A 17,426-nucleotide genomic window follows, 5' to 3' on the forward strand; every position below is an offset into this window, starting at 1 on the left:
CAAAATCCAAAATCTAAAATCTAAAATAGTATGAATTTCTTAGAAAGTGTGCAAATGGCGGGTAAAACCTTACTCGCTAATAAATTACGTAGCGCCCTAACAATGCTGGGTATTATTATCGGTAATGGTTCAGTAATTGCGATGATTGGAATTGGAGAAGGGGGACAAAAATTTGTAGCTAATCAACTAAATTCTTTGGGTCCAAATGTTGTCTTTGTAATTCCAGGTAACGAAGAAACTCAAAGGGTTTCTAGAGATGTAACAAGAACTTTGGTTTTAGAAGATGCGAATGCAATTGAAACTCAAGTACCGACAATAGCAGCAACTACAGCCGAATTAAATAGTAGACAGGTAGTTACTTATAAAAACAGAAATACCGATGTCAATATTATCGGCACAACTCCTAGTTTTTTGAAAGTACGTGATTTTGAAGTAGCCACAGGCAGGTTTTTTACTGACATAGATATGAAGCGCAGTAACCAAGTTGTGGTGTTAGGTGCAAAATTAAAAGAAAAACTTTTTGGTAATACTAATCCTATTAGTCAACAAATACGAATCAAAAATGCTAGTTTTCAAGTAATTGGAGTGTTAACGGATAAAGGTTCAAATTTGGGTGTAGATTACGATGATTCGGCATTAGTACCGATTATCACAACCGCAAATCGACTAGTAGGAAAAACTTCTCCCTATGGACTAGAAGTAACCTATATTGTTGCTTCAGCCAAAGATGCCGATAGTGTGGATGCAGCAGAGTTTCAAATTACTAATTTACTACGACAACGACATAAATTAGTGGGTGAAGATGACTTTACTATTCGTACACAAAAAGATGCTTTAAAAACAGTAGGTCAAATTTCCTCTGCATTGACGACTATGCTGGCTGCTATTGCTGGTATTTCTCTATTTGTTGGTGGCATTGGGATTATGAATATTATGCTGGTTTCTGTCACCGAACGCACCCAAGAAATTGGTTTAAGAAAAGCAATTGGTGCTACCCAGCAAGACATTTTACTTCAGTTCATTATTGAAGCAGTAATTGTTTCTGTAATTGGCGGTGTATTGGGTACTACGCTTGGAGTTGGTTGCATAATATTGGTATCATCTCTGACTCCTTTAGAAGCAAGTATTTCCATTGTTTCAATTACAATGGCTGTGGGTATTTCTGGTGGAATTGGTTTATTTTTCGGCGTAGTTCCTGCTCGTCGTGCAGCGCAACTTGATCCTATTGTGGCGTTAAGGAGTGCGTAAATAATTCGTAATTCGTAATAGTGCCTCCGGCTCCCGTAAGGGATACGTAATTCGTAATTTTAAAGAAAAGGAATAAAATTCTGTGGCAAATACTCTAACTGTTAATGATTTCGATGTTCCCAATTCTGCACCACAAGCAGAAATTATTCGCTTAGAGAACATATTTAAAGTTTATGGTAGTGGTGAAACAGAAGTAAAAGCACTAAATGAGATCAACTTAGTTATAGAAGAAGGCGAATATTGTGCGATTATGGGGCCTTCTGGTTCTGGTAAATCTACTGCGATGAATATTATTGGTTGTTTAGATCGTCCTAGTTCGGGAAGTTATTATTTAGATAATGTAAATGTAGCGCAAATGAATGATACAGAATTAGCGCATATTCGCAATAAAAAGCTGGGGTTTGTGTTTCAACAATTCCATTTATTAACCCAATTAACAGCTTTAGAAAATGTGATGTTGCCGATGGTATATGCTGGGGTAAAACCCGGAGAAAGAAAAGAACGAGCAACAGAAGCATTAATCAAAGTCGGTTTAGAAAAACGCCTCAATAATAAACCTACCCAGCTATCAGGAGGACAACAACAAAGGGTAGCGATCGCACGTGCTATTGTCAATCGTCCGGTTGTTCTTTTAGCTGATGAACCTACTGGTGCATTAGACTCTCGCACTACTCAAGAAGTATTAGATATTTTTGGTGAATTAAACAGCAGTGGCATTACAGTTGTCATGGTGACACATGAAACGGAAGTTGCGCGTCAAACTAAGCGTATTGTTTGGTTTCGAGATGGTGAAGTTGTCCATTCTCACTTAACACCAGAGGAGTTACATCAGCTTGTAGTTTCTTGATCAAAATATCCACAGTCAAATCGAAAGATTAAAATAAAAGCAGGACAAACATAAAAGTCATAAAAAAACACCATGCTACAAATTACCAACAGAACTACCATCCCTATGAGCGAAATCAGTATTAGTGCTATTCGTTCTCAAGGTGCAGGTGGTCAAAACGTTAATAAAGTTGCAACAGCCATTCATCTACGTTTCGACATCAACGCTTCTTCCCTATCACCACTTTATAAAGAACGTCTGCTCAATTTAGGAGATCAACGCATCACCAAAGACGGGATAATCGTCATCAAAGCCCAGCAGCATCGTACTCAAGAACAGAATAAAGAAGACGCACTAAATCGCCTGCAAACTTTAATCAAAAGCGTCACTATCACTTCTGCAAAACGCAAGCCCACAAAACCCACCCGCCGCGCTCAAAATAAACGCATTGATAGCAAAACTAAGCGCGGTGAAATTAAAGCCTTACGAGGCAAAATTACAGAATAAGTTTTGAGTTATTTACAAACTTGATGTTTTTCCTGTTTCTGCCTGTGTTGCAATTGGTTGGACATCACTATAACCCATTTGTCCAGCAATAGTTCTTAAAACAGAAATTTGACCTTCAAAATCTATTTCTTCCATGCGAGCCAGTAAATCATTAATTTCTTCAATAGTGTCATAATCATCTGGCATATCTACTATTGTTTCACCCATAGCCTCAGCCCAAGCATACCAAACAAATAATTGATTATTTTCTCTTAATGCTCCATAAGCACGAGAATAGTCTGTATCTCTACAGTTAACTATATCCCGCATCACTTGTAGTTGCTCCTCATCGGTTAATTGCATATAGTCTTCTAGTAACATGGGAGCTAATTCTGGTTCAGCAGCTGTAGGAGCAGCCGGAGTAATTGTATCGCCCATCTTTTCATAAACAAAATATAGCCAAGCTAATTTTGCGTCGGTATCTAAAGCATTAAATTCGTTGAATAAATTTCGAGTTTCCTGGCTTTGAGCTTGAGAAATAGTTTGATTATAACTAGCAGTCATAATTAATCACCAGAGTAATTTAAGAATTAAGCTTCACAAAATTATCAAAGTTTGATAATTAAAAACCACAATCAAAAGAAGGATATTAAATTAATTATTAATCTAGATTTTCTCTATCTTTAAATTGAGCATAATATCTCTCTTATGGAACAAGAATTTCATCAATTATTTTGATAAGCTTGCTCCAGAAAATGTATATTAATTAAGGTTTTAGTTATGTCTGATAAAGTACAGCCTAATCCCAATGAAGCCACTACCCATGATGCACAATTAGCGGCTGAACAAATAGCTGCTGGTGAAGAAAAAGCACCAAAAGTAGATTTTGAAGCTGATTATGCAGCTGCACAACAATTTAGTGTTAGTGAAATTGATCGTACAGAGGAAGGAAGAACTGCTGCTGAAGCTGCTACTGCACCTCAATATGAAATCCCTGAACCAGAAGAGACAAAAACAGAGGTACAAGAAACAGGAAATCCTGATGATTATTTAGAGATGGCAAAGGAAATTGGTGCTTCTAGGACTGAAGGTGTAACTAGTGTTAGTGATGATTTAGTACAACAAGCTTTGGAAAAAGGTCAAGCATCTAATAATCAATAGCATTATCTAATTACCATGCTCAACCTGTATCAGGTTGGGCTTTTTAACAATTTTCAACTACAGCCAATAATTCACTGGGATGATCAATTAAAAAATCTGGCTTTTCTTTAGTTAATGCTTCAGGAGAATTGAACCCCCAACTCACTGCAATTACTTTGATATTTGCTTTTTTGGCTGCTTCTATATCTCTAGTTTCATCTCCCACATAAATAACGGCTTGTGGTTTCAGATGTCTTTGTCTTAACACATTATTAATTATCGTTGTTTTGCCAAAAATTGTGACTCCTGAATGGATAAATTCAAATAGATAGTCTAAATCATGACATTTGAGAAACTCGCTCACATTTTCTTGAGAATTAGAAGTGATAATTCCCAGTCTACATCCTTGTTGATGAAGTTCTATTAACGCTTCTGTCATGCCAGATATAGGTTCTAATTCGTGAATTTTATTCTTTAACTCAGATTTAACTTTTTTGACTAAAAAAGGTATTCTCAACAAAGACACACCTGAATATTTAATTATTTCCCTAGCAGTTAAATTCCTTAAAAGAGTTAGTTCATTGGCAGATATTTGGATATAACCAAACTCCACAGCTAAACGATTAGCAATAGTCACAAGGGCATCTACTGTATCTGCAATTGTGCCATCAAAATCAAAGATTATTACTTTCTGGGTCATTCTTTAGCCTGGATGCGTCAAGATTAGCACTAGCATTTCTTCGTAACATTTCTGGTTTAATGCGCCGCAAAGCTGATGCAGTAAATCGTCTATCCCACTCCTCATCTGAGATTTGCGCTAATTCTACCAGCTTAGGTGCTAAATTCCCAGGATAGGGTTGAAAATCTATCACATCAGTTATTTGAGCAAAACGCTGATTCCAAGGACAAACATCTTGACAAATATCACAACCAGCAACCCATCCGTGTAAATGGGGTTTAATTTCTTCAGGCAATGTTTCTGCCCTGTTTTCGATAGTATGATAGGCGATGCACTTATTAGCATCAACTACAAATGGCTCAGTAATTGCCTCTGTAGGACAAGCTTCTAGACAACGAGTACAAGTACCGCAATGTGGAGTAGCTGGGCGATTGCTCTCTAACTCTAGATTAGTTAACACTTCTCCCAAAAATACCCAAGAGCCATACTCCCTAGTAATGACGTTGCCATTTTTGGCGATCCACCCAATACCTGCTTTCTCAGACCAAACTTTATCTTGCACAGGCCCAGTGTCGGCATAATATCGAGCTTGAATACCTTCACCAAATGATTCTAGCCAGGTAGCCAGTTGCTTGAGCTTTTTATGCATGATTTTATGGTAATCCCGTCCCCATCCGTAGCGGGAAATTTTTCCATATTCTTCACCTTCTGGACGTTGGTGAGGTGTGTAATAATTGAGCGCCACACAGATGAGCGATCGCACTTCTGGCATGACTAAGCGAATATCCTGTCGTTTGGGATGTTTCATCCACTCCATCTGTGCATGATAACCCTGTTGAATCCAGGCTTGTAACCTTTGAGCTTCTTTCTCTTCTATCTCTTCTACAGCAGCAATACCAACTTTGTGAAAACCTAACTCCCTGGCCTTCTCTCTTACCACGTGGCTCGTTAGTGGAGACTGATTCATTTTTTTATGTAAAATTTTTGCCAGTTGGTTGCCCTGTCATTATACATCACTGCCTAAATATATTCATTTGATCCCGTTACTCAACCTATATGTAAACTTTATTTGCAATTTGTTAAGAAATAATGCAATATGGTTTACGAGAGGTCAAGCAACCCAGAGTGATGCCAGCCTCCCACTAGTTAACAGCCTACTTAGTTAATAAACTGTGGTGAACAAAATGACTTTCACTTCTGACTCAGCTTCAACTCGCTTTTCTGGTGCTTTCAACTACGGCACCCAAACTGGTGATGTTGTCACCTCAACCATTGCTGTATTTAAAGCCCTCAGCGTAGATGACCAACTAGCAGTCCTCTGGTATGCCTATACAGAAATGGGTAAATCCATTACCCCAGCCGCTACAGGTGCAGCTAGATTGCAGTTGGCAGAAGGTTTGTTAAATCAAATTAAACAAATGTCTCATGCAGAGCAGTTGGAAGCAATGCGTGATTTAGCTGCTCAAAGAAATACTCAAGTTTCTCGTTCTTACGGAATTCTCAGTGCTAATACCAAACTAGCTTTCTGGTACGAATTAGCAGAATTAATGGCAAAAGGTCTTGTCATCCCTGTACCCGCAGGTTATAAGATTTCTCGTGATGGCTCACAAGTTTTAGAAACAATCAAAGAATTGGATTTTGGTCAACAAATTACTGTTTTCCGGAAAGTAGTCACAGAGATGGGTGTTGACCCCTTAGCTGACTAATTACCGATATTCTCCTAACCTCAATGTCTGTTTAAATTTCTATTCCCAGGTAATCACTTGGGAATAATTTATTTATATTAGTAATCAGCAGTCAGCAGTTATAACTTTGTTGCTGCAAGGCATTGTCAAAGACTTTCAACCCTATTCCCTGCTATAGTAAAAAATTAAAAACATGAATATTAGTATTGAAGGAATTACAGAACCAACTGTACTGCGTTACTTTTCTACTTTAAATGCAGGTGAATTTACAGCTACTGCGGCTTTATTTACTGAAGATGGTGTGATGTATCCACCTTTAGAGTCTGCTGTTGTGGGACGAGATGCGATCGCTTACTATTTGCATCAAGAAGCACAAGATATTAAAGCCGAACCCCAGCAAGGAATTACTGAGAATTTAGCAGATAACCAAACCCAAATTCAAGTTACAGGGAAAGCACACACTTCTTGGTGCAGTGTGAATGTTTTGTGGTTATTTATTCTCAACCCACAACAGGAAATTATTGCCGCAAAAATCAAACTTTTAGCATCACCTCAAGACTTACTTTCCTTGCGACCATCTCACAAAGAATACGCGCTCATACCGACAGAATAAGGCACTTCCAAATAGAAAATATGCCATTGTTATGATAGCCTAGCGTGACGTAAGTCATAGGCAGGTGAACAGGGTGCAGGGGAGAAAAAGTCGTTTTGATTCCAGAAATTGAATAATTTATTTTTTGGAGTATGTACAACTCCCGTACTCATTTCTGAAATTGTGAACACATTAACCGTTAATTAACCCTTACTCACAGTTGGTTGTGCCAAAGAACGCAACAATAGTTTTCTGCCTAACTCAATATCGGATGGCGCACATTTCCAGTCTGGGTGTGCAGTCATTAATAAACTTTCTAGAGCTTCTTGATCAAACAGATGACACACAGGAGCATTATTCACTTCTGCTTCCACTGCATAGCAGTTATTACTTACACAGCGAATTATACAACGGCTAGAAATTCTGGCCAGATTTAAGATCTCCCCTGGTTGTAGAGAACGAAACTTGCGAATCACCTGTTTGAACTCTTCAATGGAAGATACTATTAAACCTGGAAGAGCAAATGTTACCTTTTTCTCTCCATTTACCGCAATCCAGTAATGACGGCTGGGGTCGATACCCTCTAACCAAGGTGATTCGTCATCTAGACGATAGCGGGGCGATAAGCAGAATAAAGATTTCATAAGCAAAGTTATATATTTACTAAAAATTTGGTATTTTCAACCAGGCTTCTATATCACCCATCAGGGCTTACCATATCAAGCCGCCTTTGTATATTAAGTATTCGATAACTATTGCTAATAAATCAAATAAATTTAGTAAAAGTTATCAAACTATTCATATTTCTTAACAAAGTTCTGTTCGCCTACACAATCTTCTGTCTGATTCATTAATTCTGGTATGGTGGTTTCTAGCTTGAGACAGTTAGCACCATTAACTTGCAACCGATATTCAACCTTGTCCATCAAGCGATTCATAATCAGCCACCCATAACCCCCTTCTTGTTTCTGAGTGGGATGGGGAGGAAAGTACGTAGACATATCAAAGCCTTGACCGTAGTCCCAAATTTCAATCACCAAATTCCGATCTTTTAATTCCAAACGCAGTAAGATTGGTAAACTAGGTTGATCTTTGTGAGCATGACGTACAGCATTGGTGTATGCTTCCACCAAAACTAAGCGTAAGCGACCTGATTGCTCAGACCAATCCACAGATTCTCCTAGATGAATTTTTAAACATCCCAGCAACCAGGTTTCAACGATATTTACAAAACTTAAGTCACTTGGTACATGAAGCTCACTTTTCATGAGTTACAGAACCTCCAGGGAGAGTATGGTTTGGTCATCTTCTTGGACTTGGTTATCTGTTTGAATACGATTTAGTAAATGTTCAAGAGATAGTGGTTGAGGCTGTTCTTGTATAAGTTGCCAAAGCCCTTCTGTATTGAGGATGGGACGGTGAATTTGCAGACAGCGATCGTCTGTTTTTTCAGGCACATTGCATTTTTTTGACACTTTGGCTTCTGTAATCCCATCACTAGCTAGTAATAATGTATCTCCAGGATTGAGAATCAACCGCCCAGAGTTGGCGTACCACTTTGGTAAAATCCCCAAAGGAACGCTACGGTCTTTGAGGTAATGAGGTTGAGTAGCTACAGTAGCAGGCTGTGACCATAATAAAGGATAAATGTGACCAGCATTAGCGTAGATAAGCTCTCTGGTAGCTTTGTTATAAGTTGCAATAACAAGAGTAATAAAATAATTGTTACTAATTAAGTCATCAGCTAGAGCATAATTAAGATTTTGCATGACAATATTCGGCTGTGCTGGTGATTCTTGGGACAATTCCCGACGCAATAGAGAAATAGCACTGGCCATGAATAAAGCCGCTGGCACACCTTTACCGGAAACATCACCAACAGCTAACCACAAATCACCTTTAGGATGAACAAAGACTTCAAAAAAATCACCGCCTACTTCCCGTGCAGGGTAACAGCAGGCTTGTATTTTTACACCATCAATTGCTGGTAAAGTTTGACGGAGGAGATTATTTTGGATCTGGCGAGCTACTTGCAATTCAACACGGATTTGCTGTTGTTTTTCTTGCAGGCTTTGATAGAGTTTAGCTTGAGAGAGAGCCAGGGCTGCTTGTTCCGCTACACCTCTAATCAGTTGAATATCTTCGTCTTGCCAGAGGTTTTCATTGCCATACTTGTAGAGCGTCATCACCGCTAATAAGTGCTGTTGGTAGGTAAATGGTACAACTAGACAGTGACAAGAATTTTCATGATGTGTATCTTGAGATAATAGATATTTTTGGGTATGGAGGACTTCTTCAACCAAAGGTATGGGGTTGCAGGGTAGAGTGATGTCTGAGAATTTAGGATCATGATAGAAGAACTCGTTTGGTGTGAGGCGATCTTCCTCTACGAGTCTCAATACACAACTGGTCGCTGTAAATGTTTGTCCAATAGTAACTACAATCTTCTGCAAGATGCTGTCATAGTCCAAAGACTCCCGAATTACCTTGGTTACGGCATTAAATAGAGATTCCCGTCGTAGGGCATGGCGCAGTTCTTTTGTACGTTTTTTGACTAATTTATATGTATCCTGTCCTTGCTCAACTAAGGACTTAAGTTGTTCCGGCTTCCAAGGTTTGGTGATGTACTTGAATACTTGACCTGAATTAATAGCATCGACCAAATCTTCGACATCAGTAAAACCCGTGAGTAAAATCCGAATTGTGTCAGGAAAACGTTCCACTGTGCGACTGAACAATTCTGTACCATTCATATCTGGCATTCTTTGGTCAGATATAATCACAGCCATTTCCCCTACTTGGTCTAAGATTGCCAAAGCCTCACGGGCATTATTGGCTTTGTATACTTTAAAATTTCGCCAAAAAGTGCGGTAGAGTAGGTCTAAGTTATCTGGCTCATCATCTACCACCATGAGCTTAAGCTTTTCTACCTCTGTTTCATTCATAAGTAGTCGTGCAAAATAGATTATTCATTTAGGTAAGGGAATAGGGAACTCTTAATCGGGAATAGTCAAGAAATACAGCGATTTCCGTCATCTTGAAAAATGGATGAATATTTTTGCGTACATACCTATATGACTATCTTTTTCACCTGAGCTACACTCAACAAACTAATTATCCCACGATACCAGAACGCAAAGCTCTCACTGCTGCTTGAGTACGATCATCAGCACTTAGCTTGTTGAGAATATTACGAACGTGGGTTTTGACAGTTCCAATTGTGATAAAAAGTCTTTGAGCAATGATGGCATTGCTACAACCTTCGACTATCAGTTGCAATACTTCTAATTCCCTTTCAGTAAGTGTATAGAGTCCAAGATTTTGCTCATTTTCTAGTGATTCTAAGTCATCGGCAACAGTCTGATCACTGCGGTCGGGTGTTGGTTCTGGTTTAATGGGGTTTTGTTGCGCTTGTTGCAACACTATGCGAGCAATCGCTGGATCGATCCAAGCATAGCCATTGTAAGTTACTCGTACTGCTTCTAGTAAATTATCAAACTTGACATCCTTCATGCAATAGGAATCTGCTCCAGCAGCAAAAGCAGCTAATACTGCTTCTTTGTTATCTCTTAATGTCAAAATTAATACTTTTGTATTTAAATTTTCATCTTCAGCAGTAGCCTTCAGGTCTCTTGTTAGTTCAATACCGTCCTTATCTGGTAAACCGATATCGACAATTGCAATATCAGGTTGCGTTGTTTTTAACATATTTAGACCATCAACAGCATTGCTAGCTTCCCCAACAATTTCAATTTCTTTCTTTTGTAAGAGTGCTGTCCGAATGCTCACACGAGTGAGTTCATGATCTTCAATTAGCGCGATCCGAATTTTACTCATAGTCAGTCTACGCCAGTTATCTCTGTTTTACACCTACCATGTCTGAACAAGTCTAACAACTTTGCTCAGTAAGCAGCAGGTAAAAGGTAAAAGACAACAGGCGGTTATTCCTCCCCCTGAAAGTGTCGGCACTACTGGGTCTACAGGCTAACACTGATATAGCAGCTTTCAGCAGTCATCAGTAAAACCCTTTTGGTGCAAGGCTTTGTCATAAAAATTTGTACCTTATTGATCTGCTGCTGTATGTGCCTGAATATGTGGCAAATTAAGAATTGGGCATTTCTGCAAAGGTATGAGAGGTCATTTCTGATTCTTGATGGCTTAATTGTTGTAATTTATTTGTTAAATCTGTTGTGAGATGTTTAGCATCTTTTTTCAAACAACCATTAATGTAATCCACAACTTTGATGGATTCACCAATGTGAATATTTACATCTGTACCCCAATTGGGATAAGATTGGCTGTATTTGATAGCAATGGGTATAATTTGGATTCCTAAGTTTGGGTGAATAGATTCAGCACTTAAAGCTAAACGAGAAATTCCCGACTTTAAGGTGTGAACTGTTCCATCCCGATAGATCCCTCCTTCGGGATAAATCACTAACATTTCTCCTTGTACCATTAAATCTATGGCATGACGCAGAGTAGCGATCGCTGGACGTTGAGGATCAACTGGAAACCCCCCCATCCGCCGGACAAACCAACCTTGTAGCCCTTGACACTCGCTAATAGTCACCATAAATCGCATATCTCGACCCGTCACATAACGACCATTAGCGTAGGGTAACAGTAATGAATCCCATCGAGAACGGTGGGTAGGTGCCAGAATAATCGGTCCACTGGCAGGGATATTTTTTTGTCCAGTAATATTAATGTGGCCAAAGAATAATGGTATAACTATGTTATGTCCTAAAAAATACGTCAAAGGAGTTAACCAAGGGGAAACCCGTGAGGTACTAGAAGCCACCTTGGGATTTACTGACGTATTTGTTAATTGGGATTGGGATTTGGTAGAAGCAGAGTAAAATTCCATAATAACGGTGGCTGGCAGTTAGCGGTTAAAATGTGACGCAAACTTAATTATGTCCACCGTAAATTTTCTTGAGTAACTTGTGTTTTGCTATCTGGACAGTTTCACCTCTGTCCGTTATTTTTTCTGTTGGCGTTTAGCAGCAAACCAAGTCTGTAATTGATGACGACAAGCTGATTCTAGAATACCTCCAACTACTTGCAACCGGTGATTAGAAGCAGGGCTTGAGGGTATGTTGATAACAGTACGAATTGCGCCAGTTTTGGTATCGTCCACTCCATAGACCAGTGTTTGTAAACGTGCATGGACTATGGCACCAGCACACATCGGACAAGGTTCTAAAGTTACGTAGAGGGTGCATTGATCTAAACGCCAACTTTGCAGAGTTTTTGTAGCTGCCCGAATGGCGATAATTTCCGCGTGGGCGGTGGGGTCTTTGTCGCGTTCTTTACGATTTTCCCCGGTGGCAATTAAGTTACCTGCTGCATCTATAATCACTGCACCCACAGGTATTTCACCAGCATCACCCGCTACCTGTGCCAATTCTAGGGCGTGATTCATCCATTTTTGGTAGTCGGTAATTGGTGTGGTCATTCATCTCCAATGCATCCTGCCTCTTCGCTGTCACCTGTCACCTGTCACCTGTCACCTGAACTAACAACGGATCGAGTTGACCTTTTGTATCCAACGCATACAAGTCATAACAACCACCGATATGTTGATTATTAATAAAGATTTGGGGGACACTACGGCGGCCGTTGGCGCGTTCTGCCATGTTTGCTCTTGCTGGTTCATCACCGTCAATTTTGTATTCGGTGAATTTCACGCCTTTCCATGATAACAACATTTTGGCACGGATGCAGTAGGGGCAGGTTTGCCAGGTGTAAATTTCTACGTTGGCTTTAATGCGTTCTGGGTGACGACCTAACAGGGAGTTCAGAAATCCAAACATAATTGTGATTAATAGATTTATTAATACAGAACTTACGCAAAAATTGTGTGTAAGCCTTTATTTATCTTAGAAGCAATTCATGAATTTCTGCCTACTTAGTTAATTTTACAAAGCCAGCAGGACATTGTGGCGTATTGTCAACTAGCTGGGGAGGAGGAGGAAGAGTTTTAGATGGTTGTTCGCTTTCACAGGCTACTCTTACAGTTATCATCTCAGCTGTTGGAGATGATGGATTAGGTATTACAAAAACACCCCCAGTATAACTTTTTAATCCTTCTTGTCTTGCTACAGCAAAAGTTTGGATGCTAGTGTAACTGTTCACGTCTTTATCTTGTTGATGAGTATAATTAGTTATAGGAATATTACACTGCTTATCTGTCTCTGTGAGACCATAAGAACCGCCCTTACTATTAATTTTAATCACACCATAAGAATAACTGTCTGTTCGATAACAATTGCCTTCTTTTCTTATAGGAACTTGCAAAGCATCTAAACTATCAGTAAATCTTGAATATTCCTGCAAATAATAAGCCTGTTGTGCGAGATTCATTCCTATATAAGCCTTTGCTTCAGATTGCTTGGTTTTATTTACTTGATCTGAGAAATCCGGGAGTAGTATTTGTTCTTTTCCTATTATTGCCATCGATAGAAAACCAGCAGTAATGACGGCCGCAGTGACGGCTCTAATTCCTAGTAAGACTGTATTTCTAATACCCATAAGACTTAATGAAATTTAATGTATAAATAATAACATTATAATGCAGCGTAAATATTTGGATACATAATTACCAGCCACTAGCAGCAAAACTTAACAAAGTCTCTACTCAAAGTCTTTTTCATGAAAGTACCGTACTTTGGTAGACTTAAAGACTGAAATGGCCAGATAAAACGACGCTAAAATCAGCAATTGAGAGGGCAGTCCTGTGGAAAATACACTTGGTTTAGAGATTATTGAAGTAGTTGAGCAAGCAGCGATCGCCTCCTCAAAGTGGATGGGTAAAGGTGAAAAGAACACTGCTGACCAAGTAGCAGTGGAAGCAATGCGGGAACGGATGAACAAAATTCATATGCGTGGTCGCATCGTTATCGGTGAAGGCGAACGTGATGAAGCTCCCATGCTTTACATTGGTGAAGAAGTCGGTATCTGTACTCGTGAAGATGCTAAAAATTTCTGTAACCCTGATGAACTAGTAGAAATTGACATCGCTGTTGACCCTTGCGAAGGTACAAACCTGGTTGCTTACGGTCAAAATGGCTCAATGGCAGTTTTGGCAATTTCTGAAAAGGGCGGTTTATTTGCAGCGCCTGACTTCTACATGAAGAAACTGGCAGCACCAGCAGCAGCTAGAGGTCATGTTGATATCAACAAGTCTGCAACAGAAAACCTGAAAATTCTTTCTGAGTGCTTAAATCGTTCCGTTGAAGAATTGGTAGTAGTTGTGATGGATCGTCCCCGTCACAAAGAACTCATTCAAGAAATTCGCACCGCTGGAGCTAGAGTTAGACTCATCAGTGATGGTGACGTATCTGCTGCTATCTCTTGTGCTTTTGCTGGTACTAACATTCATGCGTTGATGGGTATCGGTGCAGCACCAGAAGGTGTAATTTCTGCTGCGGCTTTACGTTGCTTGGGTGGACACTTCCAAGGACAATTGATCTACGATCCAGAAGTAGTACAAACAGGTTTAATTGGCGAAAGCAGAGAAGGTAATCTTGCCCGTTTGAAAGAAATGGGTATTACTGATGGAGATAGAGTATACAACGCTGACGAATTAGCTTCTGGTGAAACTGTGCTATTCGCTGCTTGTGGTATCACTCCCGGAACCCTGATGGATGGTGTGCGTTTCTTCCACGGTGGTGCTAGAACTCAAAGCTTGGTTATTTCCAGCCAGTCCAAAACTGCTCGGTTTGTGGATACAGTTCACTTGTTTGAAGAACCCAAAGTGATCCAACTACGGTAGTAATTAGTCAGCAGTCAGTGGTCATTAGTCTGTTGTGACTAGCCACTGACAACTGACAGGGTTTAGCATTGCTAAACCCCTACAATTGACACCTAACCAATTACCAATTTTAAGAAATGAATATTGCAGTGGTGGGGTTAAGCCATAAAACAGCCCCTGTAGAAGTAAGAGAAAAATTAAGTATTCCCGAACCTCAAACTGAAGGTGCGATCGCTCATCTCCTTAGCTATCCTCATATTGATGAAGTAGCTATTCTCAGCACCTGTAACCGTCTGGAAATCTACATTGTAAGCAGCGAAATTACTCAGGGTCTTCAGGAAGTTACTCAGTTTCTGGCAGAATATAGCAAATTACCTGTGATGTCTTTACGACAACACCTATTTATGTTAATGCATAATGATGCAGTCATGCACGTTATGCGAGTATCCGCAGGTTTGGATAGTCTTGTCCTTGGTGAAGGTCAAATTCTAGCTCAGGTGAAAAACACTCACAAGTTGGGACAGCAATACAACGGTATAAAAACAATTTTAAATCGCTTATTTAAACAAGCTTTAACTGCTGGTAAACGGGTACGTACTGAAACTAGTATTGGTACTGGTGCAGTATCCATTAGTTCTGCGGCTGTGGAATTGGCGCAGATGAAAGTAGAAAATTTAGCGCCTTACCGTGTGGCTATCCTGGGTGCAGGAAAAATGTCCCGGTTACTGGTTCAACACCTGATTTCTAAAGGTGCAACTCAAATTAGTATAGTCAATCGTTCCCGTGAACGTGCAGAAGAATTAACAAAGCAGTTCCCAGAAAAACCTATTAACATCCATCTGCTCCCAGAAATGATGTCAGTTGTTGCTAATAGTGATTTGGTGTTTACCAGCACTTCTGCAACTGAACCAATTCTAGATCGCGCTAAGTTAGAAATGGTTTTAGACCCTAACCATTCATTAATGTTATTTGATATTTCTGTACCCCGGAACGTGGATGCAGATGTAAATGACCTGCCAAATGTGCAAGCATTTAATGTGGATGATTTAAAGGCTGTTGTCGCTCAAAATTATGAAAGCCGTCGGAAAATGGCACAGGAAGCCGAAAAAATTCTCGATGAAGAAGTGGAAGCTTTTGATGTGTGGTGGCGGAGTTTAGAAACGGTATCTACAATCAGTTCTTTGCGGAATAAAATTGAAAGCATTCGCGAACAAGAACTAGAAAAAGCTTTATCTCGGTTGGGTTCAGAATTTGGAGACAAACACCAAGAAGTAATTGAGGCTTTAACAAGAGGAATAGTTAATAAAATATTACATGACCCAATGGTACAATTACGGGCGCAACAGGATGTTGAAGCCAGACGTAACTGTATGCAAACTCTGCAAATGTTATTTAACCTAGATGCAGGGGAGCAGTTTAGCTGAAATTCGCAAATATCCCCGACCTCTTGCAGAAGTTGGGGATGATATTACTCCTGACTCCTGACTCCTGCTATATTTTTTTACTGCCCTAAATATGCTTCTAAAACTTGGGCATTACTTTGAATTTCTGTGGGAGTACCAACGGCTAAATTTTGCCCTTCTGCTAATACCCAAACACGGTCGCACAAGGACATAATCACATCCATATTGTGTTCAATAATTAAAAAAGTCAAACCTTCTTCACGATTCCACTTGAGAATGCGATCGCATATATCATCAATTAATCTGGGATTCACACCAGCAGCAGGTTCATCTAATAATATTAACTTAGGATTAGTCATTAAAGCCCTTCCCATTTCTAGGAGTTTGCGCTGTCCACCAGACAAACCACCAGCATAGTCATTTGCTTTTTTTTCTAACCCTACAGACTCTAACAAAAACATTGCCCTTTCTTTCAGTTGTTTTTCCTCTTTAGCAACAACATGAGGTTGAAACTGGACTTGCCAAAAATTCTCACCTGTTTGTTTTTGCGCTGCTAACAACATATTTTCCAACACCGACAACCGGGAAAGAGTCCGCGCTACTTGAAAGGTACGAATTAAACCCTGTTGGGCAATTTGATAAGATTGTAAATTATGAATAGGTTCACCATCAAAAATTACTCTTCCCTTATCTGGGTGGATGAAATTGGAGAGTAAATTAAATAAAGTTGTTTTACCAGCACCGTTAGGGCCGATTAAACCTGTAATGCTGCCTTGAGTAACTTCGATATTGGCATCTTTAACAGCTTGAATACCACCAAAGCTTTTACAAAGTCCGGTAGCAGCTAATAGAGGAAGTTGGGGGGGTTCAATACTATTTACCATGATAATTGTATTTTCAACTTAATTTTTAATGATTATTAATTATTTTGATTTTTTTTTGAGAAAATAATTAATATCTAGTTTCATCAACATTTGTAATAATTATATTTTATCCTTGTAAAACCTCAGCCACTTTCAAAGTGAGATCCGCAAATAAAGGAGAAGAAATTGTCTGATCAAGTGTAAAAACTTGCTCCTCATAAAAACCTTCTACCCACTCTAAAACCGTTACTTTTTGCTGCATCGGATCAACAATCCAATATTCAGCAATACCTCGTGCTGCATACTCAGAACGCTTGTAACGATAATCTCGATTTTCCTGATTTGGACTGACTATCTCGACTACTAACAATGGTGGTGGCATATCCATTAAAATAAGAGAGCGTGTAGCGCCTTGCATTGCTTGAGATAATTCTTCAGAAAACACGATTAAATCAGGAACACGCACCCCCACCTGGCGACTATATACAGCCATTTCTGTTTTCATTCTTAACCGATAATATGGAATACCTAATTTCAAACAATAGGCAACTAGAAACATGGCTATCCGACAATTTAGCTCACTTTCAGAAGGCATAGGAATTAATTTTCCGTTCTCCAATTCATATAAAGTATCTGTACCGTCATCAAATTGCAGAAATTCTTCAAAGGTCATTTTTTTAGCAGTAGCAACTGGCATGGCTATTTTCTCCCGTAAACTGCTTGTATTAACTATTTTAACAATTCC

General features: G+C 39.4%; 21 protein-coding genes. 8 read left to right on the top strand and 13 right to left on the bottom strand.

Annotated features, from left to right (window positions below):
- Window positions 1–30 precede the first annotated feature (30 nt).
- The 3 genes from A0J48_RS08655 (at window position 31) to arfB (ending at window position 2,581) form a co-directional block, all read left to right on the top strand.
- Window positions 31–1,248, top strand: coding sequence for an ABC transporter permease (locus A0J48_RS08655; RefSeq protein ID WP_200322219.1), 1,218 nt, complete (start codon window positions 31–33; stop codon window positions 1,246–1,248).
- A gap of 82 nt (window positions 1,249–1,330) precedes the next feature.
- A complete protein-coding gene (locus tag A0J48_RS08660) occupies window positions 1,331–2,095 on the top strand; it encodes an ABC transporter ATP-binding protein (RefSeq protein ID WP_325078599.1) in 765 nt (254 codons plus the stop codon).
- Between the two features lie 72 nt (window positions 2,096–2,167).
- The gene (arfB, locus tag A0J48_RS08665; protein ID WP_200322221.1) at window positions 2,168–2,581 is read left to right on the top strand and encodes an alternative ribosome rescue aminoacyl-tRNA hydrolase ArfB; all 414 of its coding nucleotides are present in this window, start codon (window positions 2,168–2,170) and stop codon (window positions 2,579–2,581) included.
- A gap of 12 nt (window positions 2,582–2,593) precedes the next feature.
- Here arfB and A0J48_RS08670 read toward each other — a convergent pair whose 3' ends face one another.
- Window positions 2,594–3,124 carry an orange carotenoid protein N-terminal domain-containing protein gene (locus tag A0J48_RS08670; protein WP_200322223.1) on the bottom strand — a complete coding sequence of 177 codons (531 nt, stop codon included), beginning with the start codon at window positions 3,122–3,124 and terminating at the stop codon, window positions 2,594–2,596.
- Between the two features lie 216 nt (window positions 3,125–3,340).
- Between A0J48_RS08670 and A0J48_RS08675 the strand changes: the two genes are divergently transcribed.
- A complete protein-coding gene (locus A0J48_RS08675) occupies window positions 3,341–3,721 on the top strand; it encodes a hypothetical protein (RefSeq protein WP_200322225.1) in 381 nt (126 codons plus the stop codon).
- Window positions 3,722–3,764: 43 nt separating this feature from the next.
- Here A0J48_RS08675 and A0J48_RS08680 read toward each other — a convergent pair whose 3' ends face one another.
- The gene (locus A0J48_RS08680; RefSeq protein WP_200322227.1) at window positions 3,765–4,400 is read right to left on the bottom strand and encodes an HAD-IA family hydrolase; all 636 of its coding nucleotides are present in this window, start codon (window positions 4,398–4,400) and stop codon (window positions 3,765–3,767) included.
- Window positions 4,375–5,346 (bottom strand): tRNA epoxyqueuosine(34) reductase QueG, encoded by a 972-nt coding sequence (gene queG / locus A0J48_RS08685; protein WP_200322229.1) that lies wholly within the window; start codon window positions 5,344–5,346, stop codon window positions 4,375–4,377. The genes A0J48_RS08680 and queG overlap by 26 nt, the downstream gene beginning before the upstream one ends.
- 217 nt (window positions 5,347–5,563) lie before the next feature.
- Here queG and A0J48_RS08690 point away from each other — a divergent pair, with 217 nt between their 5' ends.
- The gene (locus A0J48_RS08690; RefSeq protein WP_200322231.1) at window positions 5,564–6,085 is read left to right on the top strand and encodes an orange carotenoid protein N-terminal domain-containing protein; all 522 of its coding nucleotides are present in this window, start codon (window positions 5,564–5,566) and stop codon (window positions 6,083–6,085) included.
- 172 nt (window positions 6,086–6,257) lie between these two features.
- A complete protein-coding gene (locus tag A0J48_RS08695) occupies window positions 6,258–6,677 on the top strand; it encodes a ketosteroid isomerase family protein (RefSeq protein WP_200322232.1) in 420 nt (139 codons plus the stop codon).
- A 182-nt stretch (window positions 6,678–6,859) separates the two neighbouring features.
- On the opposite strand, the gene A0J48_RS08700 is transcribed toward A0J48_RS08695, so the two are convergent.
- From A0J48_RS08700 to A0J48_RS08735, 8 genes are all read right to left on the bottom strand, one after another.
- The gene (locus A0J48_RS08700) at window positions 6,860–7,300 is read right to left on the bottom strand and encodes a hypothetical protein (RefSeq protein WP_200322234.1); all 441 of its coding nucleotides are present in this window, start codon (window positions 7,298–7,300) and stop codon (window positions 6,860–6,862) included.
- A gap of 150 nt (window positions 7,301–7,450) precedes the next feature.
- Complete coding sequence (locus A0J48_RS08705) at window positions 7,451–7,924, bottom strand: ATP-binding protein (protein WP_200322236.1); 474 nt, start codon at window positions 7,922–7,924, stop codon at window positions 7,451–7,453.
- Window positions 7,925–7,927: 3 nt separating this feature from the next.
- Window positions 7,928–9,601, bottom strand: coding sequence for a SpoIIE family protein phosphatase (locus A0J48_RS08710; protein ID WP_200322238.1), 1,674 nt, complete (start codon window positions 9,599–9,601; stop codon window positions 7,928–7,930).
- Window positions 9,602–9,770: 169 nt separating this feature from the next.
- Window positions 9,771–10,493: a response regulator transcription factor gene (locus A0J48_RS08715; protein ID WP_200322240.1), complete on the bottom strand. Its 723-nt coding sequence runs from the start codon at window positions 10,491–10,493 to the stop codon at window positions 9,771–9,773.
- A gap of 265 nt (window positions 10,494–10,758) precedes the next feature.
- Window positions 10,759–11,526, bottom strand: coding sequence for a lysophospholipid acyltransferase family protein (locus tag A0J48_RS08720; protein WP_200322242.1), 768 nt, complete (start codon window positions 11,524–11,526; stop codon window positions 10,759–10,761).
- 114 nt (window positions 11,527–11,640) lie between these two features.
- On the bottom strand, window positions 11,641–12,084 hold the full coding sequence (gene tadA / locus A0J48_RS08725) for a tRNA adenosine(34) deaminase TadA (protein WP_200322276.1): 444 nt from the start codon (window positions 12,082–12,084) through the stop codon (window positions 11,641–11,643).
- 70 nt (window positions 12,085–12,154) lie between these two features.
- A complete protein-coding gene (gene grxC, locus A0J48_RS08730; RefSeq protein ID WP_200322244.1) occupies window positions 12,155–12,475 on the bottom strand; it encodes a glutaredoxin 3 in 321 nt (106 codons plus the stop codon).
- A 91-nt stretch (window positions 12,476–12,566) separates the two neighbouring features.
- On the bottom strand, window positions 12,567–13,193 hold the full coding sequence (locus A0J48_RS08735; protein ID WP_200322246.1) for a type IV pilin-like G/H family protein: 627 nt from the start codon (window positions 13,191–13,193) through the stop codon (window positions 12,567–12,569).
- A 205-nt stretch (window positions 13,194–13,398) separates the two neighbouring features.
- Here A0J48_RS08735 and glpX point away from each other — a divergent pair, with 205 nt between their 5' ends.
- Together glpX and A0J48_RS08745 are read left to right on the top strand one after the other, a co-directional pair.
- Window positions 13,399–14,436 carry a class II fructose-bisphosphatase gene (gene glpX / locus A0J48_RS08740; protein WP_200322248.1) on the top strand — a complete coding sequence of 346 codons (1,038 nt, stop codon included), beginning with the start codon at window positions 13,399–13,401 and terminating at the stop codon, window positions 14,434–14,436.
- A 116-nt stretch (window positions 14,437–14,552) separates the two neighbouring features.
- On the top strand, window positions 14,553–15,839 hold the full coding sequence (locus tag A0J48_RS08745; protein WP_200322250.1) for a glutamyl-tRNA reductase: 1,287 nt from the start codon (window positions 14,553–14,555) through the stop codon (window positions 15,837–15,839).
- 77 nt (window positions 15,840–15,916) lie between these two features.
- On the opposite strand, the gene A0J48_RS08750 is transcribed toward A0J48_RS08745, so the two are convergent.
- Complete coding sequence (locus A0J48_RS08750; RefSeq protein ID WP_200322251.1) at window positions 15,917–16,702, bottom strand: ABC transporter ATP-binding protein; 786 nt, start codon at window positions 16,700–16,702, stop codon at window positions 15,917–15,919.
- A 106-nt stretch (window positions 16,703–16,808) separates the two neighbouring features.
- Entirely contained in the window at window positions 16,809–17,378 is a 570-nt protein-coding gene (locus tag A0J48_RS08755; protein ID WP_200322252.1) for a Uma2 family endonuclease, read from the bottom strand.
- Window positions 17,379–17,426: the final 48 nt, after the last annotated feature.

The organism is Sphaerospermopsis aphanizomenoides BCCUSP55 (genome assembly GCF_001586785.1).
GTDB lineage: Bacteria > Cyanobacteriota > Cyanobacteriia > Cyanobacteriales > Nostocaceae > Sphaerospermopsis_A > Sphaerospermopsis_A aphanizomenoides_A.

What these genes read in the sequence shown, in the direction of transcription:
- A0J48_RS08655 (WP_200322219.1), top strand. Translation starts at nt 31, where the DNA reads ATGAATTTCTTAGAAAGTGTGCAAATGGCGGGTAAAACCTTACTCGCT.
- arfB (WP_200322221.1), top strand. Translation starts at nt 2,168, where the DNA reads ATGCTACAAATTACCAACAGAACTACCATCCCTATGAGCGAAATCAGT.
- A0J48_RS08670 (WP_200322223.1), bottom strand. Translation starts at nt 3,124, where the DNA reads ATGACTGCTAGTTATAATCAAACTATTTCTCAAGCTCAAAGCCAGGAA.
- A0J48_RS08675 (WP_200322225.1), top strand. Translation starts at nt 3,341, where the DNA reads ATGTCTGATAAAGTACAGCCTAATCCCAATGAAGCCACTACCCATGAT.
- A0J48_RS08680 (WP_200322227.1), bottom strand. Translation starts at nt 4,400, where the DNA reads ATGACCCAGAAAGTAATAATCTTTGATTTTGATGGCACAATTGCAGAT.
- queG (WP_200322229.1), bottom strand. Translation starts at nt 5,346, where the DNA reads ATGAATCAGTCTCCACTAACGAGCCACGTGGTAAGAGAGAAGGCCAGG.
- A0J48_RS08690 (WP_200322231.1), top strand. Translation starts at nt 5,564, where the DNA reads ATGACTTTCACTTCTGACTCAGCTTCAACTCGCTTTTCTGGTGCTTTC.
- A0J48_RS08695 (WP_200322232.1), top strand. Translation starts at nt 6,258, where the DNA reads ATGAATATTAGTATTGAAGGAATTACAGAACCAACTGTACTGCGTTAC.
- A0J48_RS08700 (WP_200322234.1), bottom strand. Translation starts at nt 7,300, where the DNA reads ATGAAATCTTTATTCTGCTTATCGCCCCGCTATCGTCTAGATGACGAA.
- A0J48_RS08705 (WP_200322236.1), bottom strand. Translation starts at nt 7,924, where the DNA reads ATGAAAAGTGAGCTTCATGTACCAAGTGACTTAAGTTTTGTAAATATC.
- A0J48_RS08710 (WP_200322238.1), bottom strand. Translation starts at nt 9,601, where the DNA reads ATGAATGAAACAGAGGTAGAAAAGCTTAAGCTCATGGTGGTAGATGAT.
- A0J48_RS08715 (WP_200322240.1), bottom strand. Translation starts at nt 10,493, where the DNA reads ATGAGTAAAATTCGGATCGCGCTAATTGAAGATCATGAACTCACTCGT.
- A0J48_RS08720 (WP_200322242.1), bottom strand. Translation starts at nt 11,526, where the DNA reads ATGGAATTTTACTCTGCTTCTACCAAATCCCAATCCCAATTAACAAAT.
- tadA (WP_200322276.1), bottom strand. Translation starts at nt 12,084, where the DNA reads ATGAATCACGCCCTAGAATTGGCACAGGTAGCGGGTGATGCTGGTGAA.
- grxC (WP_200322244.1), bottom strand. Translation starts at nt 12,475, where the DNA reads ATGTTTGGATTTCTGAACTCCCTGTTAGGTCGTCACCCAGAACGCATT.
- A0J48_RS08735 (WP_200322246.1), bottom strand. Translation starts at nt 13,193, where the DNA reads ATGGGTATTAGAAATACAGTCTTACTAGGAATTAGAGCCGTCACTGCG.
- A0J48_RS08745 (WP_200322250.1), top strand. Translation starts at nt 14,553, where the DNA reads ATGAATATTGCAGTGGTGGGGTTAAGCCATAAAACAGCCCCTGTAGAA.
- A0J48_RS08750 (WP_200322251.1), bottom strand. Translation starts at nt 16,702, where the DNA reads ATGGTAAATAGTATTGAACCCCCCCAACTTCCTCTATTAGCTGCTACC.
- A0J48_RS08755 (WP_200322252.1), bottom strand. Translation starts at nt 17,378, where the DNA reads ATGCCAGTTGCTACTGCTAAAAAAATGACCTTTGAAGAATTTCTGCAA.